The 22,758-nt window shown below is 29.1% G+C and carries 18 protein-coding genes; 2 read left to right on the top strand and 16 right to left on the bottom strand.

Features of this window, described 5'->3' with window-relative positions:
* Positions 1-38: 38 nt before the first annotated feature.
* Genes ACZ5RS_RS09035 through ACZ5RS_RS09010 form a run of 6 tightly spaced genes read right to left on the bottom strand, consistent with a single transcriptional unit; the run spans position 39 to position 7,564 of the window.
* The gene (locus ACZ5RS_RS09035) at positions 39-2,189 is read right to left on the bottom strand and encodes an ATP-dependent DNA helicase (protein WP_464634622.1); all 2,151 of its coding nucleotides are present in this window, start codon (positions 2,187-2,189) and stop codon (positions 39-41) included.
* Positions 2,189-3,553, bottom strand: a complete 1,365-nt coding sequence (locus ACZ5RS_RS09030) for a sigma-54-dependent transcriptional regulator (RefSeq protein WP_464634620.1) — start codon at positions 3,551-3,553, stop codon at positions 2,189-2,191. The genes ACZ5RS_RS09035 and ACZ5RS_RS09030 overlap by 1 nt, the downstream gene beginning before the upstream one ends.
* Positions 3,546-4,736, bottom strand: a complete 1,191-nt coding sequence (locus ACZ5RS_RS09025; protein ID WP_464634618.1) for a two-component system sensor histidine kinase NtrB — start codon at positions 4,734-4,736, stop codon at positions 3,546-3,548. Before ACZ5RS_RS09025 ends, ACZ5RS_RS09030 begins: the two co-directional genes overlap by 8 nt.
* On the bottom strand, positions 4,729-5,919 hold the full coding sequence (locus ACZ5RS_RS09020; RefSeq protein ID WP_464634616.1) for a hypothetical protein: 1,191 nt from the start codon (positions 5,917-5,919) through the stop codon (positions 4,729-4,731). Before ACZ5RS_RS09020 ends, ACZ5RS_RS09025 begins: the two co-directional genes overlap by 8 nt.
* Positions 5,909-6,421, bottom strand: a complete 513-nt coding sequence (locus ACZ5RS_RS09015; protein WP_464634614.1) for a CvpA family protein — start codon at positions 6,419-6,421, stop codon at positions 5,909-5,911. The genes ACZ5RS_RS09020 and ACZ5RS_RS09015 overlap by 11 nt, the downstream gene beginning before the upstream one ends.
* A gap of 12 nt (positions 6,422-6,433) precedes the next feature.
* Positions 6,434-7,564: a UDP-N-acetylglucosamine--N-acetylmuramyl-(pentapeptide) pyrophosphoryl-undecaprenol N-acetylglucosamine transferase gene (locus ACZ5RS_RS09010; RefSeq protein ID WP_464634612.1), complete on the bottom strand. Its 1,131-nt coding sequence runs from the start codon at positions 7,562-7,564 to the stop codon at positions 6,434-6,436.
* A 234-nt stretch (positions 7,565-7,798) separates the two neighbouring features.
* On the opposite strand from ACZ5RS_RS09010, the gene secA reads away from it, so the two are divergent.
* Entirely contained in the window at positions 7,799-10,576 is a 2,778-nt protein-coding gene (gene secA / locus ACZ5RS_RS09005) for a preprotein translocase subunit SecA (protein WP_464634610.1), read from the top strand.
* Positions 10,577-10,692: 116 nt separating this feature from the next.
* Here the strand turns inward: secA and ACZ5RS_RS09000 are convergent, their stop codons facing one another.
* The gene (locus tag ACZ5RS_RS09000) at positions 10,693-11,793 is read right to left on the bottom strand and encodes a LysM peptidoglycan-binding domain-containing protein (RefSeq protein ID WP_464634608.1); all 1,101 of its coding nucleotides are present in this window, start codon (positions 11,791-11,793) and stop codon (positions 10,693-10,695) included.
* 39 nt (positions 11,794-11,832) lie between these two features.
* Here ACZ5RS_RS09000 and ACZ5RS_RS08995 point away from each other — a divergent pair, with 39 nt between their 5' ends.
* A complete protein-coding gene (locus ACZ5RS_RS08995; protein WP_464634606.1) occupies positions 11,833-13,461 on the top strand; it encodes a peptidoglycan D,D-transpeptidase FtsI family protein in 1,629 nt (542 codons plus the stop codon).
* Here ACZ5RS_RS08995 and ACZ5RS_RS08990 read toward each other — a convergent pair.
* From ACZ5RS_RS08990 to ACZ5RS_RS08950, 9 genes are all read right to left on the bottom strand, one after another.
* Positions 13,453-14,478, bottom strand: a complete 1,026-nt coding sequence (locus ACZ5RS_RS08990; RefSeq protein ID WP_464634604.1) for a hypothetical protein — start codon at positions 14,476-14,478, stop codon at positions 13,453-13,455. The two genes, ACZ5RS_RS08995 and ACZ5RS_RS08990, sit on opposite strands and share 9 nt — an antisense overlap.
* 8 nt (positions 14,479-14,486) lie before the next feature.
* Positions 14,487-15,845, bottom strand: coding sequence for an ATP-dependent protease ATPase subunit HslU (gene hslU / locus ACZ5RS_RS08985; RefSeq protein WP_464634602.1), 1,359 nt, complete (start codon positions 15,843-15,845; stop codon positions 14,487-14,489).
* 15 nt (positions 15,846-15,860) lie between these two features.
* On the bottom strand, positions 15,861-16,403 hold the full coding sequence (hslV, locus tag ACZ5RS_RS08980) for an ATP-dependent protease subunit HslV (RefSeq protein WP_464634600.1): 543 nt from the start codon (positions 16,401-16,403) through the stop codon (positions 15,861-15,863).
* 1 nt (position 16,404) lies between these two features.
* Complete coding sequence (gene xerA, locus ACZ5RS_RS08975) at positions 16,405-17,313, bottom strand: site-specific tyrosine recombinase/integron integrase (RefSeq protein ID WP_464634598.1); 909 nt, start codon at positions 17,311-17,313, stop codon at positions 16,405-16,407.
* A 152-nt stretch (positions 17,314-17,465) separates the two neighbouring features.
* Positions 17,466-18,365, bottom strand: coding sequence for a tyrosine-type recombinase/integrase (locus ACZ5RS_RS08970; protein ID WP_464634596.1), 900 nt, complete (start codon positions 18,363-18,365; stop codon positions 17,466-17,468).
* Positions 18,355-19,587 (bottom strand): cell division protein FtsZ, encoded by a 1,233-nt coding sequence (gene ftsZ / locus ACZ5RS_RS08965; protein ID WP_464634594.1) that lies wholly within the window; start codon positions 19,585-19,587, stop codon positions 18,355-18,357. The genes ACZ5RS_RS08970 and ftsZ overlap by 11 nt, the downstream gene beginning before the upstream one ends.
* Positions 19,588-19,606: 19 nt before the next feature.
* Positions 19,607-20,842, bottom strand: coding sequence for a cell division protein FtsA (gene ftsA, locus ACZ5RS_RS08960; RefSeq protein ID WP_464634592.1), 1,236 nt, complete (start codon positions 20,840-20,842; stop codon positions 19,607-19,609).
* Between the two features lie 4 nt (positions 20,843-20,846).
* Positions 20,847-21,596, bottom strand: coding sequence for a cell division protein FtsQ/DivIB (locus tag ACZ5RS_RS08955; RefSeq protein ID WP_464634590.1), 750 nt, complete (start codon positions 21,594-21,596; stop codon positions 20,847-20,849).
* Positions 21,589-22,755, bottom strand: coding sequence for an FtsW/RodA/SpoVE family cell cycle protein (locus tag ACZ5RS_RS08950; RefSeq protein ID WP_464634588.1), 1,167 nt, complete (start codon positions 22,753-22,755; stop codon positions 21,589-21,591). Before ACZ5RS_RS08950 ends, ACZ5RS_RS08955 begins: the two co-directional genes overlap by 8 nt.
* Between the last annotated feature and the right edge of the window lie 3 nt (positions 22,756-22,758).

Here is a 22,758-nt window from a genome sequence, read left to right as displayed (position 1 = left end):
AAAGCTATTTAACCAAGTTGGTTAGATAGCTTTAATTTTTATCTTTCACTATATAAAAAGTTTTCAATTTTTTCACAAACTGTTTCACTATTCGATTCTTGGTGATAACAAGGTGGCAATGCCCTTAGCATATATTTACCATAAGATTTTTGACTAATTCTACTATCTAATAATAATACTACCCCATAATCTGCAGTTGATCTAAGAAGTCTTCCAAAACCTTGTTTTAATTTCATAGTTGCTAAAGGTAATGATAAATTAAAAAATCCACTTTCCCCTCTTTTTTCAAAATCTATAGTTCTAGCTTTTACTACAGGATGCGATGGAACAGAAAAAGGCAATTTTACTATAATAACTAATCTTAAAGTAGTCCCTGGAGCATCAACGCCTTCCCAGAAGGAAGATAAAGCAAACAATGTTGAATTATCATCATTTTTAAATTTATTTATTAGTAAATGTTTTGAAGAATTTCCTTGCATCAATAAATTAAGAGAGGCTTCTTTAAATTTATCCTCTACTTTTTTATATACTTTGTTCATAATATCTCTAGAAGTAAACAAAACCAATGCACCACCATTAGAAGAGTTAACACTACTAAAAATCATTTCACTAATATAATCAAGATAAGCTTTTTCTTCTGTTTTCTTAGTTTTTATTGCTTCTTTTGAAGTATCTTCACTATACCTTGGAGGAGGTAAAGCATCCCTTGGGGTTAAAAGTAATAATTTATTCTCATAATCAAAAGGAGAAATAAAAGAAGCTTTTATAAAATCTCTATTCTCTGTATATGGGAGACCAACACGAGTTCCCCAGAATTTAAAATCATCATTTAAATTTAGGGTAGCGCTTGTTAAAACAACTGTATCAATTTCTTTGAAGATATTATCAACAAGTGCTGGAGCAACTTTTAAAGGAGTTATAAGAGTTGAAATATCTACAACCTTTCCTCTTCTTCTTTCTGCTTCAAACCAATGTATCTCATCATCTTCCCATTGATCAAATTTTATAAACATACTAAGGACTGTTATATTATTCATAACTCGATAGTGATTGGTTTCTACTTCTTTTCTTACAACTAAAGCATTTTCATCATTATCAACTTGTTTTAAAAAATCTTCCATCAATTGATTACAAGAAAGAGCTTTTTGAATTATTTCATTAGAAGCATCTATAAAACTTTTCAATCGTGTTTCTTGAGATTTAACTACATAAACACTTCTATAACCTTGTTTTTCAAAAGTTTGCAATAAATATTGATTTAATGAAGTTACTAAACTTTTTAAAACATTATAGGAAGTTACTAATTTTTGATGATCAAAACCTTGTGTTGAAAACTCACCTAATTTTTCAATTATATTTTTTCCATGTCCTTTATTAGTGGTAGCTAGTAAATTATCAATTCTCTTTAACACTAAATAATTACTGTAAATCATGGAAAAAAATTCAGATGCAGTATCTTCAATATTATGAGCTTCATCAATTATAAGACGATTGAATGCTGGTAATACATTATCTTCTTCATAACTTAATTCATTATCTTTTCTACTTTTTGAATCTGTAAATAGAAGATGATGATTACTTACGATAATTCTAGCTTTTAGAAGTTTTAATTTACTTTTTTGATAAAAACATTCTTTAAAATATGGACATTTATAATTAAGGCATAATTCTCCATCACTATTTATTTTAGACCATTCAAAAGGAATTGTTGAGTTATATTCAGTTAATAATCCTGTTTCAGTTTTTGAACACCATTCTTTAAACATTGCTTCTTTAGAAGAAGGATCAACTAAAAAAGAAGTGGCCTTAACTATTTCATCATTAAATCTTCTTAAGCAAAGGTAGTTACCCCGCCCAACTGCCAAAGCAACATTACAATCCATATCTAACATTTCTAGGATTCTTGGAATATCTTTCTTAAATAATTGATCTTGTAAATTAATGGTAGCAGTAGATATTACTGTTCTCTCATCCCCATTTTCAATTGAATTGTATAAAGCAGGAACTAAATATGCAAAACTTTTTCCAATTCCAGTACCTGCTTCTAGTATAGCTATTGAGTTATTTTGATATGCTTTTGAAACTAGCTTTGCCATCTCAATTTGCCCATCTCTTATTTCATAAGATTCAAAGGCTTGAGATAAAGCTCCTCCGTTTTCAAAAATGTCTTCTATTTGAGTATTTGTCATTATTCTTCTATATTTTTATTATATTCTTCTAATTTACGATGAAGTGTTTTTCTACCAATTTTTAAAACTTCTGCGGTTTTACTTTTATTACCATTACAACTATTTAAAGTTGAAATTATTGCTTGCTTTTCAATTTCAGCTAAACTCTGACCAACTTCAATATTAATTGATGGGACTTCATTGTTTTCTCTAATTTGTGGAGGTAAATCTTTAACATCTACAAAATCACCTTTACTCAAAACAATGGCTGCTTCAACACAGTTTCTTAATTCCCTAATATTTCCTGGCCAATCATATTTATAAATTGCATTTTTAGCTTCACTAGTAAAGCCTTTTACATTCGTATTGTTTTCTTTATTAATTTGTTCTAAAAAAGATGTAATTAATAATGGAATATCTTCTTTTCTATTTCTTAATGGTGGAACTTCTAAATGAACAACATTTAATCTGTAATATAAATCTTCTCTAAAAGTCCCATTTTCAATCTCTTTCAATAAATCTCTATTAGTTGCAGCAACAATTCTAACATCAACTGTTATTGTTTTTTCACCGCCTACTCTTTCAAATTGTCTCTCTTGTAAAACCCTTAAGATTTTTATTTGAGTTGTTGGACTAATTTCTCCTATTTCATCTAAAAAGATTGTACCACCATGTGCTAATTCAAATCTTCCTTTCTGAGTTGCCACAGCACCCGTAAAAGCTCCTTTTTCGTGACCAAATAATTCACTTTCTAATAACCCTTCACTTAAAGCTGCACAATGCACTTTTATAAAAGGTCCTTCTCTTCTGTTAGAAATTTGATGTATTGCATCTGCAACTAACTCTTTACCAACACCACTCTCTCCTGTTACTAAAACAGAAGCTTTTGTTGGAGCAACTTGGTTTATGGTATCTAAAAGACGCTTAATGTTAGCACTATTTCCTATCATCTTACCATAATTTTGAGAAGCTTTTAAGGCTGCTAATTCTTCCTTGATTTTTATATTTTCATCTAAGAGATCTTTTTGTTTTAAAGATTTTTTTACAAGTAATAACAATCTATCTAAATCCACAGGTTTGGTAAAGAAATCAACTGCTCCATTTCTCATAGCTTCAACAGCTGTTTCTATAGTTCCATGACCTGTTAAAATTACAACTGGGATATTTGGATAGGAGGATACGACCTTTCTCAAAAGCTCTTCGCCACTCATTCCTTCCATTCTCAAATCAGTAATTACTAAATCTACATCATTTTTATTAATTAAATTCCAAGCAACTTGTCCACTTTCTGCTAATAAAACTTCATAATCTTCTAATTCTAAAGCTAAACCTAAACCTTCTCTAATGTTTTTTTCATCGTCACATACTAATATAGTTTTACTCATTTAAGTTCTCCCAAGAATCGTCAATTGCTAATCTTTCACTATGAGGAACAGGTAAGTTAATTATAAACTCACTACCCTTATTCACTTCACTTTTAACTCTAATATCGCCTTTATGTTCTTTTATAACTTTATATACTACTGTAAGACCTAGACCAGTGCCGCTTGCTTTAGTTGTAAAATATGGTTCAAATATTTTATTTTGAGTTTCTTGGCTCATCCCTTTACCTGAATCTTTTACTGTAATTACAACATCATCACCCATTAACTTAACACAAACTCTAATAGTGCCCTTTTTCTCAATAGCATTCATTGCATTTTTTATAATATTTAATAATGCTTGCCTAAATAAATTAGTGTCTAATTCTACTTTTGGGGTACTTTTAATATCTCTAATAAGTTTTACATGATTCTCTTTCAATTCAGGTTCAACAAAATCACAAATCTCACTAATAGATTTTGATACACTAGTTAATTTTAACTTTGTATCCATTGGTCTAACTGCAAAAAGGAAATCAACAACTATTGAATTAAGTCTCTCAATTTCTTCGGATAACACATTAATATATCTTGAAGCATCATCCATATTTAAAGTTGTTTTTCTCTCAAAAGCTTTTGTTAATAATTGAAGATGAATACTCATAGCAGCAAGTGGGTTTTTAATTTCATGAGCAACCCCTGCGGCCATAGTGGTCATACTTGCAAGATTTTCACTTCTTCTTAGTCTTGCTTCATTTCTTCTACTAACAGTAATATCTTCAAATACTAAAATATAACCATTATCTTCACTTGATTCGAAATCTGAATCAGTTAGTTTTTCAACATTTAATACAATAGTTCTAATCTCTTCTCCCCATTGATAATTAAATTCACTATCCTCATCATTGTAACCTATCTTATTAAATTCAACCTGTAAGTATTTTAAGATATTTTTATCTTGGATGATATTAAAAATACTATCACCTTCATAGCTACTTTTTCTAATAATAGGGGGTAATACTTTTGCTACTTTATTTACATAAACTACTTTTTTTCTATTATTTAATAAAATAATCCCTTGAGAGAGGTTATCTAAAACTTGCTCTAAATTTGTTATATAAGAATCTTCTCTTTCTATTAATTGTACAATTTGATTAATATCTAATTGTTCTATTTTCTCTAAAGCTCTTTTTACAAAATTATGCATTAATATTCTCCATCATTTTCCTATATACATTTTCGTACATATTTTTTTTAGGAAGATTATAAACTCTTTGATTATTATATAATGTACTAATATCTTGTACTATTTTCTTTGCCGTATAACTATCTATCCTATTGTTGATAAATTCCTTTTGAATTTTATCAATTAATTGCTCTAAAATAAACTCATCTTGTTTTGAAGATTCTAAAGTATTAATGTATGAAGCCAATTCTTCACTATTTAAATATCTTCTATTAACAAAAGAAGACACAAAGGAATTTAAAGCTATTTCGACATCACTTGCTTTATAACCACTAGCGCTTAAGAAAAACTTTTCTAAAGAATCTATTTTATCATCCTCTAAATTAAAACCTTCTAACAAAGATTTTTGTTTATCCTCTTCTATCCTACTAAAATTATATCTTCTAACCCTTGATAAGATAGTTTGCATTATTCTAGAAGGAGATTCAGATAATAATATAAAATATACATTTTTATTTGGTTCTTCAAGAATTTTTAAAAGACTATTTTTAACACTTTCATTAGCTTTTTCTATTGCTTCAATTATTACAACTCTAACTTTTTCATTAACTAACGTATTTGATAACCAAATTTGTAAAGCTCTAACTTCATCAACACTTAAATTAGTTAAGTTTTTATTGCTTTTTGCTAATAAAGGCTTTAATTTCAACTTTAAATCTTTAACAAAGCTTTGAGCTTCTCTTATTTTATAATTTTCACCATTTTTGGAAAATTCATTTATTAAATCACTTACTTGATATGCAACATCAAATAATTTAGAGTTTTTATCTAAGTAGATTGCATTATGATAAGATAATAAAAAAATTCTGAGTGTTTCTATCAAAAAATTCTTTGTAAAAACATTTCTATTTTTAACAAATCTCTCACATGCTACATCTATTCTATTATCAAAATCTCTATTAGATATAATAACTAAATTCTGCATTAAATAACTATCATACAAATTACACGAACTACAATTACACTCATCATCCTTATTATCATTAAAACAAGATAATGCCTTTGCAACTTCAATTGCACCAGTCATTTTTGCAGAATATTTAGGCCCACAAAATAAAGAAGAATTACTAAATGAATCCCCCTTTATTGAATTTTCTAATACTTTTGCTACGTCTGGTTGAACTAGCTTTAGCTTATTGAACATTACTAATAAAATCCTCAGCAATTGGAATTATTGGAGAAAATACTTTCTCAAACATAAATGAATTATTTATATATGAAGATAAATCAAACAAATGTTGATATGTTAATAACATTAAAATTAAAGCACAAATTGCTAAGGTAAATAATACTGCCCATACAAAGCCTAATAATGAATTAATAGGTCCTAAACCAATTCCATCAAAGGCTGTAGATAGCATATTCCCTAAAGCTAATGTTATTATATAACCTATGATAAAACATAACATATAACTAAATAATGAATTTAGAATTAAAGGAAGTTGTAATCTTGAAAAAACTAAATCTGATGCCATTTCACTAAACATTAAACCTGCAATTAGTCCAATTAATACTGCAGCTTTTGATGCAAAACTTTTAGCAAATCCTTCAAAACCTCCAGCAATCCCTGCAACTAATGCAATACCTAGAATTATTATATCTACAATATTTAATACTGCTGAACCAAGATTTATTGTAAAATCCATAATAAACTCCTTTTAATTTCCTAATAATTCATTTATCTTTCTATAAATAATTTCATTTGCATTTACACTTTTTAGATGGCTAAATGCAACCAATCTTCTCTCTATAACTTCATTATCGAATAAATTCTCTATGGTGTCTATAAAATTCATTGAATTTGTATAGACTTCCAACAAATTTAAATCCTTATAAAATTCTGCATTTAAGACCTGTTCTCCCCTACTAGAAGAGTTTTTTAAGGGAATTCCTAAAATATTTTTCTCAAAAGCTATTTCTTCATTTAATGTATTAGCTCCACAACGAGTAATAATTAAATCAGCTTTTCTATACAAATATCCTAATTCTTTATCAATGTACTTGGTACAGATATATCCATTAACATCCTTTTCTCTAAAAGTTTTCTCACCCATTTGATGATAAATATTATATTTTTTTAATAAAGAATCTAAATTTTGATCAATCAAATTATTTATTTCTAATGCACCTAAAGAACCACCTACAACTAAAATAGTCTTTTTACTCTTATCAAATTTTAAATTCATTTGATTAATAACTGGTTTAATATACTCTTTATATTCTAAATTTTCCCCATTTTCTATTGCTTTTTCATAACAATATAAATCTAATTCTTTAAAATATAACAAATCTTTTCTAAGAGGGTTTCCACTATAAAGGTATTTTTTATTCTTTTTTTCTTCTTCATTTAATAAAAAGCCTTTAAATACTAAGTCTGCTACTTTTGAATTTAACTTTGTAGCTAAACCTAATGATATATCTGATTCATGAGTAATGATTTTAATATTAAGTTTTTTTGCGGCATATACTACTGGAACAGAAACATATCCACCTTTAGAAAACAATAAATCGGGTTTTTCTTTTTTTAATATTTTCTTAGCTTGTATATACCCTAAGAAGACTTTAAAAAAGTCTATACAATTTTGAACTGAAAAATATCTACGTAATTTTCCACATTGAATAGAATAGAATTTGATACCATTTTCTTCTACTAAAGACTTTTCTCTATTATCAACTCTACCTATCCAAATATAATCATAAATATCTGTTTGACTATTTATATAATCATAAATGGATAAAGCTGGGTATATATGGCCCAAAGTTCCGCCACCAGTAAAAGCTATTTTCATAATATTAAAATAGCATAGGGTTAAAAAATTAGCAATATTAGAGTCAAATTGACCCAAAATATTAATTTTTATTATAATTAAGTTATTATTATTTACATAATTGCTTTTTCTTATTATTTTTTTAGATAGTATAATTTGTCTATATCTAAATTAACTTAAAAATTACTCCTTTCCTTTAAGTTGAATTCACTGTATAATAGAGGATATAGCCAAAAAATACATTTGGAGAAATAAATGGCAAAATCGATATTCAGAGCTCTTTTTGGGTCTAAACAAGACCGAGATATTAAAACTCTTATGCCTATTGTAAAAAAAGTTAATGAACAAGAAAGTTGGGCAAAATCATTAAAAAAAGAAGATTTCATCAAACAAACTGAAGAATTTAGACGTCAAATAGAGTCTAAAGAAAAAACTTTGGATGATATATTACCTCAAGCTTTTGCACTTGCAAGAGAAGCTGCTTATAGAGTGCTTGGACAAAGACACTATGATGTACAGATAATGGGTGCCACGGTTCTTCATAAAGGGAAAATCCTTGAAATGAAAACTGGTGAAGGTAAAACTTTAACCTGTGTACCTGCAGCATATCTAAATGCTCTTGAAGGGAAAGGAGTGCATGTAGTTACTGTTAACGATTATTTAGCAGAACGTGATGCAAATTGGATGGCTCCAGTTTATAGTTATTTAGGACTATCAGTTGGCGTTATTATTTCTTCTTTAGATAATGAAACTAGAAGAATTAATTATAGTAAAGATATTACTTATGGTACCAATAATGAATTTGGTTTTGACTATTTAAGAGATAATATGAAATGGTCAATTTCTGATAAAATTCAACCAAAACATCATTACTGTATTATAGACGAAATTGACTCAATCTTAATTGATGAAGCAAGAACTCCTTTAATTATTAGTGGCCAAGCTGAAGATGATTCAGAACAAGTTATGGGAGCACAAAGAATTGTAGCTTCATTAATTGAATGTGAGAAAGATCCAAAAACTAATGACTATTATGAAATGGATCCATTAGCAAGATTTGATAAAAGTGCTGAACCTTTTGATGAAAAAGGTGATTTTAAAATTGATGAAAAGAAAAAATCAATATCTTTTACTTCTCAAGGTATGACCCATATTGAAGAATTATTACAACAACATCATATCATCTCTGGCAGCTTATATGATGGTTCAAATTTTGAATATGTTCACTATGTTACACAAGCTGTAAAAGCTGAAAAGCTCTTTAATAAAGAAGTTGATTATGTAGTTCAAGAAGGACAAATACAGATTGTTGATGAATTCACTGGCCGTATTCTACACGGTAGACGTTACAGTGATGGATTACACCAAGCTATTGAAGCAAAAGAAAAAATTAAAGTTCTTGGACAAAACAAAACTCTTGCAACTATTACATTCCAAAACTTCTTTAGAATGTATGACAAATTATCTGGTATGACAGGTACAGCTGAAACAGAAAGTACAGAATTCATGAAAATCTATAACTTAGATGTTGTAGTTATTCCAACAAATAAACCAATTATTAGAGCAGACCATCAAGATTTGATTTATTACAATGAAAAATTCAAGTTAGATGCAATTGTAACGGAAATTAAAAAAGTACACGAAACAGGGCAACCTATTCTAGTTGGTACAGTTTCAATTGAAATGAGTGAAATCATCTCTACTCTATTAAGAAAAGTTGGTATTAAACACGAAGTATTAAATGCTAAAAACCATGCAAGAGAAGCTTTAATCATTGAAGAAGCTGGTGCAGTTGGTGCAGTTACTGTTGCTACAAACATGGCTGGTCGTGGTACTGATATTAAACTTGGTGGTAGTCTTGAAAATATGGCTAGAAAAGTTTGTGGTACGGAAGCTACCCCAGAAGAACTAGCCGAGGCTATTGAAAAAGTTAGACCTCAATGGTTAAAACAATATGATAAAGTTAAGAACCTTGGTGGTTTATATATCTTAGGTACAGAAAGACATGAATCAAGACGTATTGATAACCAATTAAGAGGTAGAGCTGGCCGTCAAGGAGACCCTGGTACTTCAAAATTCTTTGTATCTTTAGATGATACTCTTATGAGACTTTTTGCTAATGACAACCTAAAAAGTATGCTAGGTAAAATTGGTATGAAAGATGGAGAACCTTTAGAACATAAAATGCTAACAGGATCTATCGAAAGAGCTCAGAAAAAAGTTGAAGAGAGAAACTTTGAAATCAGAAAACACTTATTGGAATATGATGATGTATTAAATGAACAAAGAAACTTTATATACCAAAAGAGAGATGAGATTTTAAGTAATCCTGATATTCTTCACTTAGTTATTAATTTAATTCATGAAAATGTTGAAAACATTGTTGATGATGCATTTGCTCAAAAAAATGGTAAAGAAGTAACATATATCGTTGATGATATGAAAAGAGAATTATTCTATGATGTTATTGCTAATGCAGATTTAAAAACCAAAGATGATTGGAAAAAATATCTTATAAGTACTATTGACGAAGAGATAAATGAAAAAATTGCTTTAGCTACTGAAAAACCATTTAATGATTTCTTAAGATTCCATTACTTAAAACAAATAGATATCAGATGGCAAGACCATTTATCTATGCTTGAAGAATTAAGAGAAGCTGTTGGTCTTAGAACTTATGCTCAAAAGAATCCTTTAGTAGAATATAAACTAGAAGGTTTTGACATCTTTAATGATATGTTAATGAATATTGACAAGTTCATGGCTCAAACTTTAATTAGAGTTCAAATAAAAGAAAATAAAGAGAATTACAAAAGAAGGAAACCTACTAAGACTATTGAGAAACACTCAAAAGCAGCAGCTTTCCAAGATCAAGCGAATAAAGCAGCAAGTCAATCAAGAGCTAATCGTAATTCAAATAATAACGAAGCTCCTGTTACAGTTAGAAGAACAACTCCTAAAGTTGGCAGAAACGATCCTTGCCCTTGTGGTTCTGGTAAAAAATATAAAAACTGCTGTGGAAGAAATTCATAAAACAGCAATTACTATTAAAAAACCCCCGTTCAAATTGAGCGGGGTTTTTTATTCAATAAAAAACTCTCTTAATTTTCTTAAGAGAGCTTAATATACTTTAAAATAATAATCAAATTTTAAAAGAATGATTCAGGATCTAATGGGATTCCACTTTGTAATATTTCGAAATACAAAACATCATCCCCTTCTTCTAATGTTCCAACAATCTCCCCTTCACTTACTTCATCACCAATATTCAAAGTTGTTGCTCCTAGGTTTCCATAAACAGTTTCATAACTACCTTCATGAGAAAGTTTTACAAGTTTTTTACCCTTTAAATTTTGTATATCTACAACAACACCTTTTGCTGAAGCTGTTATATCAGAAGAACTCTTAAATAATATACCATTTAAGCTTATATCATCATTATATGGGTTGTCTTCAATGAATTGACCATATTTAGCTATTATAGTTCCATTTGTTGGTAAAACAAATTTATTTGTTGCAGTATTAATTGTTGGATTAGCAATAATATCACTCATATCTGGTATAAATATTTTATCCCCAACATCTAGCTTTGTATCAGTTAATCCATTTATTTCTTGTAAAGTTTTCCAACCTAAATTTGGACAATATTCATTTGAAATAGTTGATAACATATCACCTGATTTTACAATATAAAATCTACCATTTCTATCTGGAATCTGTAACTCTACCCCAGCTTTAATTCCACTTACATTTTTAATTTCATTGATACTAATTATTGTTTGAATTTTTAAATCATATAACTTTGCTATACTATTTAAATCTTCATTATCTCTAACAATATGAGTTATAAATTGAACAGCACCATCTTGAGCTTTATCTCTTTGAACTTTAGATATATCTAGTGCTAAAGGATCAGTCTGTGTGTCATCAACTACTGGAGTTATACTTGAATCAGATATCTTTTTAGTCAAATCAGTTGAGCCACTTTGAGCTGGATCAACATTATTGCTCTCTGGTTCAATTGTCTCTATAGTAGTGGTTTCTTTTGGTGCCTCTTTCTCAACATTTGTTGGGCCTTTAGAATCCCCACTATTTCCAACGATATAAAAATAGCCTGCTACGATGCATAATATCAATAATATAAAAAAGAGAATAACAACTAATTTATTTCCCTTTTTCTTTTTATTTTTATTTTCATCAAATTCATCGGAAAGAGGAGCTCCATCCATATCAAAATTTTCTCTATTCATGTCGACATTACCTTATTCATACTGTACTATATTTCTATCATGGATTCCACTAAAAAAGAAAAAATTTTTATTTTTGCAGAAATAATTATTACCCTTTTATTAGCTCTAATACTTATTAGAGTGTCTTTTATAATGATAAATGGAAAAAACAAAAGAGTAAACTATGATGATCCAATTGTTGCACAATCGATAGTTCGTGGCAATATCTATGATAGAAATTCTAACCTTTTAGCAATTGAAGTCCCCTACTATAGTTGCAGCCTTAGAGTTGATAAAATTGATGATATTAATTCTATTGCAAGCTTATGTTCACCGTATTTAGATATGAGTGTAAATGAAATTATTCAAATAGCAAATAATTATCAATATCAAGCATTAATTAAAGATAGAATTGATGATGATATTGTAGATGAATTTAAAAAAGTAATTGAAGAGAAGAAATTAACCGCCCTTGTTAAAATAGAAAAAAAATATGGTCGAGATTATCCATATAGTTTCCATGCTTGTCAAACAATTGGTTTTGTAGGTTATGATAATAATGGTTTAGAAGGAATCGAAAACACATTAAATGACACATTATATCCCGGCCCAAAACTAAATGAAACCATTTCTTATGGAGATGATGTTTATCTAACTTTAGATATGAATATACAATATCTTACTGATTTAGAAGTACAACGAGTTAATAGAGAATATAAACCTGAAAGTGTTGTTGCAATTGTTATGGATGCAAAAAATGGTGAAATATTAGCACTATCTAGCTATCCTTGGTATGATTTAAATAATTTCAAAAATAGTTCCACAGAACAAAGAAAAAATAATACTGTTTCCCTACTTTATGAACCAGGCTCAGTTTTTAAAATATTTTCCTTTGCAGCTTTAGTAGATCTCGATGAAGCAGATTTTGATGAACCATTTTATTGTGATGGCTCCTATACTTTTGAAATCAACAATCAAGAATTTACTATTAATTGTTCTCATGCGCATGGCGAAGTTACAAAAGACACAATGCTAAAATATTCTTGTAATGGAGCTATTAGTAAGTGGGCCTTAGAAACCAATACAGAAGAGTTTTATAATAAATTATTAGAATTTGGATTTGATAGTAAAAAAGACATCCCATTAAATGGAGTATCACGTTCAAGAATTCAAGATACTGAACTATGGTCACTAAGATCAAAACCTACTATCGCTTTTGGGCAAGAGTTATTAACCACAGCCATAAATCTTACAAGTGCTGCCACAGCTATATCTAATAATGGTTTTTTAGTAGAACCTAAATTAATCAAACAAATAAATAATATACCAACAGAAGACTCCCCCTCAAAACAAATAATTAAGGCAAGTACTGCCCAAACTGTATTAGATTCAATGGTAAAAGCTACAGAAGATGGAGGAACTGCAATAAATACTAGAGTCGATGGAATCAAAGTTGCAGCAAAGACTGGTACAGCACAATTGCTTAATGAAACAACAAAAAGTTATGCAGATGGACAATCTCTTGCATCAACAATTGCTATAGTCGATGCAGATGATCCAAAGTATATTATTTATTTTGCAGCAAAAGCACCAAGTCAAACTTCTATTTGGGGAAGTAATGTTGCCTCCCCTGCTATAAAAAATATTATTGAAGGTTTAGTTTCACAAAATAAATTAAAATTAAATTAAGTTATCTTTATTTGAAGATTCCCACATTGATCTAAAATCAATAGAGAACCCATGAAACAGACTCATTATATATGAACTATTAGCTGGATAAATACCTTTTTCAATTTTTTTACCTTCACTGAAAAATAATAATGGAATATTTAATTCATTACAGAAGGATAAAACATTGCCTATAGATCTAGCTTCATCACACATTGTAACTACAGCACTTCTAATTTCATATTTTCCAATTAACTGCTCATAAGTATATTTTAATTCACTAAGTTTATATCTAGCATTAATGCATAAGAAATGCCCAATATTCTCTTCTTCAAGAACAGCAAGCATAGTTGCTTTAAGATCTTTATCAATATCCCCAGCATCTACAAATATTAAATCATATCTATCTGAATCAGTTTTAGCAAATTGTCTAAGAGCTTGAGGATCACCAACATGAAAAACCTCAATCTCATATAACTCACAAATTGAATTTAATTTTGAAGAACCACCCAAAGATAAAATCGCAACTTTTCTTCTAGATGATTCTTCAATTTTACTTGAATATAATAATGATAATTTTAATAAAGAAACTGTCTTTCCTACAGCAGAAGAACCATGTAAAACAAAGTACTTTGGAGGATTTAGCATATTTTCTCTATCAATTTTTGCACTATCAATTAGACCATTAACAAGACTTAATTCCATCTCGGTAATATCTTTTGCATCTTGCCATACTAACTCCCCAATAACTTTATCTATTAAGGGAGTTGAAAAATCATTGTTATATAATATTTTTCGCATATTAGCTACAACTTCACTTGGAGCTTCTATACTTACAGGTTTTTCAATTTCAGTTTTCTCACTATTGTCTTCTTTCTTTTGATCAATCAAATAACAAGTTATTTCACAACAACTTTTCTTCACAAAAGAAGAAGGAATATTTCTAAATGAATGAATTCTTACAGTACTTCCATACCTTTGCCTTGCTATTTTAATAGCATCATCATAATCTTTTGCTTCAATAGTGAGAAATTCCATATCTACTCCTACAAAATAAATCTTGATAAATCTTGATCTTGAACTACATCAGATAATCTTTCATCAACATAAGCTTTTGTAATTGTAATTGTTTGATTAGCACATTCATCAGCACTAAAGCTTAATTCTTCTAAAAGTTTTTCCATTACAGTATAAAGTCTTCTAGCTCCAATATTTTCATTTGTAGTATTTACTTCATATGCAATTTCACTGATACGTCTAATTGCTTCTTGATCAAATTTAATCTCAACACCTTCAGTTTTTAATAATTCATGGTATTGCATTGTAATAGCATTTTTAGGTTCAACTAAAATTCTTTCAAAATCTTCAGCTGTTAACTCTTCAAGTTCAACTCTTAGAGGGAATCTACCTTGCAATTCAGGGATTAAGTCACTTGGTTTTGAAACATGGAATGCACCACTTGCAATAAACAAGATATGAGTAGTATCAATAATTCCCCATTTAGTATTAACTTTTGTACCTTCAACTATTGGTAAAATATCTCTTTGAACACCTTCACGAGATACATCTTGACCATTTCTTTGACCCTCAGATGATGCTATTTTATCAATTTCATCGATAAAGATAATTCCCATTTGCTCAACTCTTTCTTTAGCTTCATCTTTAGCCTTATCTGGGTCAACCATTTTTTGAGTTTCTTCTTCTCTTAAAATCTCTCTTGCTCTTTTAATTGAACAAGTTCTTTTTCTTGGTTGTTGGAAAATAGAACCTAAAGAGTTCATAGCATTTTGAATATCATCCATAGAAGTTGCACCAACCATTTCAATTCCAACATTAGCTCTATTGTTTACCTTGATTTCAACTTCTCTATCTTCTAGTTTGCCTTCTCTAAGCATTTCCCTAAATTTATCTCTAGTTGTTTTTGAGCTTTCAGAAATTGAACTTGGAGAAATTTCGGTTGATGAAGAGTTACCAATTGGAATTATTAAATCTAATAATCTTTCTTCAACTTTTTCTTCAACTTCATCTTTATGAGCTTCACTCATTTCTTTTGTAACCATTTGCATAGAAATACCCATTAGGTCTCTTACCATTGATTCAACATCACGGCCAACATACCCAACTTCTGTAAACTTAGTTGCTTCAACTTTGATAAATGGAGCATTACTTAATTTACTTATTCTTCTTGCTAATTCAGTTTTACCACATCCTGTAGGTCCAATTAAAATCATATTTTTTGGAGATACTTCATCACGGATTTCATCTGGTAATTTTTTTCTTCTTGTTCTATTTCTTATGGCCACAGCAATAGTTCGTTTTGCTTGGTTTTGGCCAATTATATATTTATCTAATTCTGAAACGATCTGAGAAGGTTTCATTTCATCTAATAGTGGTATATTTTTCATTATTAATTATCCCTTTTACTTTGATAGTTCTTCAACGATAATAGAGTTGTTTGTATAAATACAAAGAGAAGCCGCAATCTTAACACTTTTAATAGCAATTTCTTTTGCACTCATATCTGTGTTTGAATCTAAATAAGCTAAAGCTGCTGAAAGAGCATAATTGCCTCCAGATCCAATTCCCATAACATCATTTTCTGGTTCTACTACATCACCAGCACCATTTATTAAAAAGATTTTTTCACCATCAGTTACAAGTAACATTGCCTCTAACTGTCTAAGTGATTTATCAGTTCTCCATTGTTTAGCTAAATCAACAGCGGCTCTAGTTAAGTCTCCATTGAATTGTTTTAATTTTTTTTCGAATAATTCAAATAAGGTAAAAGCATCTGCTGTAGTACCAGCAAAACCAGTTACTACTTTTCCTCCGAACAAATGACGAATTTTATGAGCATTACCTTTTAGTACAGTATTTCCTTGAGTTACTTGACCGTCACCAGCAATAGCGACTTTGCCATCTTTTCTAACTGCAACAATTGTTGTTCCTTTAAATGATCCCATTTTATTTCCTTCCATGTGGATGTGATTTTAAATATACATCTCTCATTTTTTTTTGCGATACGTGAGTATAAATCTGAGTGGTAGACAAACTTGAATGACCAAGCATTTGTTGAACCATTCTAATAGAAGCTCCATTGTTTAAAAGATGAGTTGCATAACTGTGTCTTAAAACATGGGGCGTAAAGTTTTTTTGCCATCCAAATTCAACTCTTTGTTTTTCAAAAATACTCTCAACAGACGAAATCGACAAGTGTTTTCCCAAATTTGTTACAAATAATTTGTCTCGATCCTCTTTTATTGATATATTTTTTTCAATTTGTAATTCATTTTTTATATCTATATATTCTTTTAATAATTGCTTTGTTCTATCAGTATAAAACACAATTCTTTGCTTTTTGCCTTTACCAAAAACACTAAAACTATTTTTATTTAAATTAATATCTCTAACATCTAAATTTAATGCTTCACTAATTCTCAAACCTGTATCATATAATAGTGAATACAACAATCTATTTCTTAATGTGTCAAAATCTTTTACTTCAATTGTTAATAACTGATAAACTTCATCTACGCTTAAAACAGTAGGTAATTTTCTTTCTCCTTTTCTTAAAGAAATATTTGAAAAAATATCATTATTTATAAATTTATGTTTCCTACAATATTTTATAAAACCTCTTTGAGAACTAATTTTCCTTGAGATTGTACTCTTTTCTAGATTTCGTTTATTTAAATATTTAACAAATTGGGTAGAAACACTTTGATCCATATTAAAAAAATCTATTTCTCTTATTTTTAAAAAATTAATAAATTCAACTATATCTTTTTTATAGCTTATAATAGTTTTCTCACTCATATTTCTTATATCTGATAAATACAAAAAATAATTATTTAATAATTCTTCTAAATTCATAGTTAACCTTATGATAATATATCATGGATTAAGGGGATAATTCAAATAAAAAACCTGATTATACTATAATATAAAAATCATATTATTATAGTATTTATAATATAATTTTTAATCATAAAATTATATTAATATTATATAATAATTGTATACAATTATTTATTATTTTTTTCCTCTAGATTCTTATGGAATTTATTGTAAGTATCTTCTAAATCTTTACTATTAATATGAGTATAAATTTGGGTGGTTTGTATATCACTATGACCTAATAACTCTTGAACTACTCTTAAATCAGCACCACCTCTTAATAAATGCGTTGCAAAGCAATGTCTAAGGGTATGAACATGAATATGTATCCCAGTTTTAAAACAATAGTTTTCTAGGCGTTTATTAATCGCTTGACGAGTAAGTTTATCTCCACGTCTACCTAAGAAAATATATTGACTTTTATTCTTTAGTAAATGAGGCCTAGCCTTATTTAAATAATAGTTTAGTTTCTCTTTTGCAATATCTCCAACTGGGACATACCTCATTTTATCTCTTTTTCCTTGAACTATTAAAAAATCATTTTGATAATTACTTAATTGTAAATTTATAACTTCACTTACTCGAAGTCCACAACTATAAATCAATTCAAACAATGCATAATCACGAATAGCTAAATCATCTGTTAGTTCAATTGAATTTAATAAAGTATTGATTTCCTCTTCACTTATAACTTCAGGTAAAGTTTTATCAATTTTTACAGACTCTAAAACATCTAAGGGATTATCGTCTCTATATCTTCTTTGAATCAAAAATTTCATTAAATTTTTTAAAGCACTAAGATTTTTTGCTTGTGATCTTGCAGACAAATTCCTCTGTTGCTTACTTTGAGATAAATACGATTCTACATCTTCAATTGAAAAATTATTGATCTCTAAATTATTGTTTTTTAAAAAATCAAAAAAATATTCTGCTTGCACTCTATAAACATCGACGGTCGCATTTTGCAACCGTCTTTGATACATTAAATAATCTATATATTCTCTAAGTAATAAAGAATTATCTTTCATTCTTGTTTGAATCTCTTCTCTTTTGATATCTTAAAACAGCTGGAATATTATAATCATCTGGTTCTCCTCCAGTTGATTGAGAGCCAATTCTTTGTTGTAAATCTTGCCATCTATTTACTGTTATTGTAGCCATATCAGATTTATTGTCAGCTTTATTAACACTTTCTTCTTCAACTGTTGGTTCAACTTTTTTTGCCTTATCTGGAGCAGCAGTAAAGATATGTTCTCCAACATTTTCACTTACTTTTTCAAAACCAGTAGCTACAACTGTTACTTTTACTCTATCTCCTAAATCTGGATTAAAAGATTGACCTGCAATAATTAAAGCATCTTCAGCACAGTTTTCAGTTATCAATTCAACTACATCTTGATATTCTTGAATTGTAAGAGAATCAGAACCAGCTAAGTTTACTAGAACACTTTTAGCTCCATCAATTGAAGCATTTGCTAATAAAGGATTACTTATTGCTTGTCTTGCTGCATCTATAGCTCTATTTGCTCCTTCACCAAAACCAATACCCATTAAAGCATCACCTTTGCCTTTCATAACAGTTCTTACATCAGCAAAGTCGATATTTATTTCACCTGGTTCAGTGATTAATTCAGAAACACCTTGTACACCCATATATAATACTTCATCAGCCATTAAGAATGCTTGCTTAATTGGTGTATTATTTTCAACAACATTTAATAAATATTGATTAGGAATAATAATCAAAGTATCAACTTGTTCTCTTAATTTTTCTATTCCTTGTTGTGCTAAAGCAAGTTTCTTCTTTCCTTCAAAGGAAAAAGGAGTTGTAACAACAGCTACAGTCAAAGCATTAACAGATTTTGCAACCTCAGCAACAATTGGAGCAGCACCTGTTCCGGTACCACCACCCATACCAGCAGTTACAAAAACCATATCACAATCTTCAACTTCACTTTTTATATCTTCTTTACTTTCTAATGCTGCTTTTTCTCCAATTTCAGGAATACCACCAGCACCAAGACCTTCAGTCAAAGCCTTACCTAAAGTAATTCTTGTTTGGGCATTTGATCTTTGTAGAGCTTGCATATCTGTATTCATAGCAACAAAGCTTACTTTCTTTAAACCACTTGCTATCATACGATTTATAGCATTTCCTCCGGCACCACCAACACCTACAACTTTAATGTTTGTCTCAACAGCTTGGTCACCAGAAATCATATCTTGTACTTCAAACATTCCAATATCCATAAATTCTATCCTTTACCTTCTAAAATAAAGATTTGAAAAATTTCAAAAATTTATTTCCAAATGCTCTATCATTCTTACTATTCTTTCTTCTACCTGAAGAAGATTCTATATGCTTTTTAGCATTACTTTTTAATAATCCTAATACAGTAGTGTATTGAGGATTTATATAATTTCTATCAAGTCCACCTAATGCTTCAGGGAAGCCAACTCTACAAGGTAGTCTAAAAATTTCACTTGCTAATTCTGTGACTCCAGATAAAAGAGCTCCACCACCAACAAGAACAACTCCTCCACCTAAGTTACCTAAATCAGGAACAGAAAGCAAATCATTTTGTAGTCTAGAAAAGATTTCAGCCATTCTAGCTTCTATTACTTTTGCTAATTCCTTTCTAGGCATTTGAATTGCTGGTAAGGCACCAACACTTGGAATTGTAAATAAATCATCACTAGAAACAGAGGGAACAAAAGCATGTCCATAATCAATCTTTAATTGCTCAGCTACAGCCTTAGGTTTACTAAAGATTAATGCTATATCATCAGTTACTGAATTTCCACCTAAATTTACTCCGCCAATATATAAAGGAGTACCATTACTGTAAACAATAATGTCAGTAGTACCTGCTCCAATATTTATTAAAACAGTACCCATTTCTTTTTCTTCAGAAGATAAAGTAACATCAGCATCTGCTAAACTATCAATTGTTGTTCTTCTTACATTCAAACCTAATCGTTGAACACATTTTCTATGCGTCTGGCAAAGTATAGAATTTGCTGTTACAACCAAAACTTTTGTCTCTAAACGTCTACCTAACATATCGATTGGATCTTTTATTCCAGATCTACCATCTATTTTAAAATCCTGGACTAATAGATGAACAACTTCTCTATCTGATGGAAGTTCAAAGGCTTTAGCAACCTCCATACTTCTAATAACATCTTCTCTTTTTATTTCTTGATCAGGATCGCTAATTCCAACAACACCCTGACTTATAGTACCTTTTATTGATTCTCCGCCAATGCCTATTACAACATCCGAGATTTCTGTTCCTGCTAAAAGTTGAGCCTCATTAACAACACTATTAATAGCTCTAACTGCTTGCTCTATATTAATAATTGAACCGTGTAAAACCCCTTCACTGGCTCTTTCACAAATGCTGTCGACCATAAATTGTTCATCTCGCCCAATAGCACCTATTACACATCTAATAGTCTTTGAGCCAATATCTAAACCCATCAACACTTTTTCTCCAGCCAATTACTCACCCTCCGAGAGGTCTATTTCTTTGTACAATAGCCCCATGGTATACATCTAAAATAGTTACTTTTTCTCTGTTAATGCTCAAAGTCTGTGCAAAATCAATTGCCCCTTTTATATCGAGTGCATTAACTTTATCTCTGAATCGAATTACCATATTTGTATTATTCAATTCTAACTCAAAAAAGCCAAAACTATTATTAACATTATTATCGTATTTTACACTACTTATCAAGTAAGAATATTGATTTAATAATCCTATATTATTTGATAGCATATGAAACTTTTCAATATCATTATTCTCAAGCAATGAATAAAACACTTGTTCTGTCATTTCTATAGTTAATAAATGATTATTAATTATAGACCTATCCTCGTCTTCTATTTTATATATTTCATTATTGCATATCAATGCAACTTCATTATTTACACTTGTCTTGATTATAGCATTAACCTCAGTTTTATTTAAGTTAACGACCAGCTTTTTTGACATAGAAACTTTTGCTCGAGCTTCAGCTATAAAAGCATTTGACTCAAGTTTTTTCTCAATTGAAGTACAATCAACTTTAAAAATATTTTTATTTTTATAACTTTGCAAATATGAAATTATTGTTGGAGGAATATCACCTTCATCAATATTTATTTCAATCTGCTTAATTGTCATATATTGTGAATTCATCAAAAAATAAAACATGGAGCAAATCATCATAACAGAGATTATTGAAACTATTAATATTTTAATTTTCTTAGTCAAAATACATCTCCTCGTAATCTGTTTTATACTCTGTTTTACTAGTATCACTTTTTGAAGTCTCACAAAGTATCTTATGGACAATCGAAGTTAAAACAATAGTAAAAAATAAATTTGTACCTCCTTGTGAAAAAAACGGCAATGGTATTCCTGTTGGTGGTAATAATGATGTAACAACCATCATATTTATAATTGCTTGTAATACAATGGAAGTTGTAATACCAAAAGCAATATAACTAAAAAATGTGTTATTGCTTTTATAATTTACACTTGCTACTTTATAACCAATATGTACAAATAATAAAAACAATAAAATTAAAACAAAAATCCCAATAAAGCCTGCTTCTTCACCTAAATGTGCAAAAATAAAGTCATTTTGAACTTCAGGTAAAATCCCTTGTTTATAATATCCATTACCTAAACCTTTTCCTAACAATCCACCACTTGCAATTGCACTTATCGAATTATTAATTTGATAATTTAATCCTGATGGATCTAATGAAGGAAATAAAAAAGATAGAACTCTTTTAATCCTATAACTTTGAGAAAACAAAGCTAATAATGCTGGTAAAAATAAAAAAACTATTATCAATGAGATAGCTTTAAAATCACAACCACATATTAAAAGCAAAGAAAAAGAAGTAACTAAATACACTATTGTTGTTGAATAATCCCTTTGAAGGAGTATTAATCCTGCACAAAAGATTACAACAAATATTGCAAAAATATCTTTATGATTCTCTTCATTGTAGTATTTAGCAATAAATAATATTGTAGCAACTTTAATCAATTCAGAGGGCTGAAAACTTGGTATAGGCCCAATAGCCAACCATCTTCTAGCTCCAAGGACTGTTACCCCAAAAGGAGTAAAAAGAGTCATTAACATCAATATTATTGATACAGCTAAAAATAAATATGTCAATTTATCAATTAAATCAAAATTGATAAAATGTATTATTATTGCTATAACAAAGGCAAAAATTGCAAATAGAAATTGGCGTTTTAAAAAATAATCATGGTCCAAAGAATGAATTAATGCTTCATAATATGAAGCACTATACATAATCATTAAACCATATAGAACCAAAGAAAATATTACTAAAAAATATACAAAAGGAGATAGAAAAACATCTCTCGTTTTTATTAAATTAGATTTCTTCATTTT

This window comes from Pleomorphochaeta caudata, assembly GCF_055395745.1.
This window is presented reverse-complemented; position numbering and strand designations above follow the sequence as displayed.

Bases quoted from the DNA above. Each gene is read 5' to 3' on its own strand.
- ACZ5RS_RS09020 (WP_464634616.1), bottom strand. From the start codon at position 5,919: ATGTTCAATAAGCTAAAGCTAGTTCAACCAGACGTAGCAAAAGTATTA.
- ACZ5RS_RS09015 (WP_464634614.1), bottom strand. From the start codon at position 6,421: ATGGATTTTACAATAAATCTTGGTTCAGCAGTATTAAATATTGTAGAT.
- xerA (WP_464634598.1), bottom strand. From the start codon at position 17,313: ATGAATTTAGAAGAATTATTAAATAATTATTTTTTGTATTTATCAGAT.
- ftsZ (WP_464634594.1), bottom strand. From the start codon at position 19,587: ATGGATATTGGAATGTTTGAAGTACAAGATATGATTTCTGGTGACCAA.
- ACZ5RS_RS09000 (WP_464634608.1), bottom strand. From the start codon at position 11,793: ATGAATAGAGAAAATTTTGATATGGATGGAGCTCCTCTTTCCGATGAA.
- ACZ5RS_RS08970 (WP_464634596.1), bottom strand. From the start codon at position 18,365: ATGAAAGATAATTCTTTATTACTTAGAGAATATATAGATTATTTAATG.
- ACZ5RS_RS09025 (WP_464634618.1), bottom strand. From the start codon at position 4,736: ATGCATAATTTTGTAAAAAGAGCTTTAGAGAAAATAGAACAATTAGAT.
- ACZ5RS_RS08950 (WP_464634588.1), bottom strand. From the start codon at position 22,755: ATGAAGAAATCTAATTTAATAAAAACGAGAGATGTTTTTCTATCTCCT.
- ACZ5RS_RS09035 (WP_464634622.1), bottom strand. From the start codon at position 2,189: ATGACAAATACTCAAATAGAAGACATTTTTGAAAACGGAGGAGCTTTA.
- ACZ5RS_RS08995 (WP_464634606.1), top strand. From the start codon at position 11,833: ATGGATTCCACTAAAAAAGAAAAAATTTTTATTTTTGCAGAAATAATT.
- hslV (WP_464634600.1), bottom strand. From the start codon at position 16,403: ATGGGATCATTTAAAGGAACAACAATTGTTGCAGTTAGAAAAGATGGC.
- ACZ5RS_RS09010 (WP_464634612.1), bottom strand. From the start codon at position 7,564: ATGAAAATAGCTTTTACTGGTGGCGGAACTTTGGGCCATATATACCCA.
- hslU (WP_464634602.1), bottom strand. From the start codon at position 15,845: ATGAAAAATATACCACTATTAGATGAAATGAAACCTTCTCAGATCGTT.
- ACZ5RS_RS08990 (WP_464634604.1), bottom strand. From the start codon at position 14,478: ATGGAATTTCTCACTATTGAAGCAAAAGATTATGATGATGCTATTAAA.
- secA (WP_464634610.1), top strand. From the start codon at position 7,799: ATGGCAAAATCGATATTCAGAGCTCTTTTTGGGTCTAAACAAGACCGA.
- ACZ5RS_RS09030 (WP_464634620.1), bottom strand. From the start codon at position 3,553: ATGAGTAAAACTATATTAGTATGTGACGATGAAAAAAACATTAGAGAA.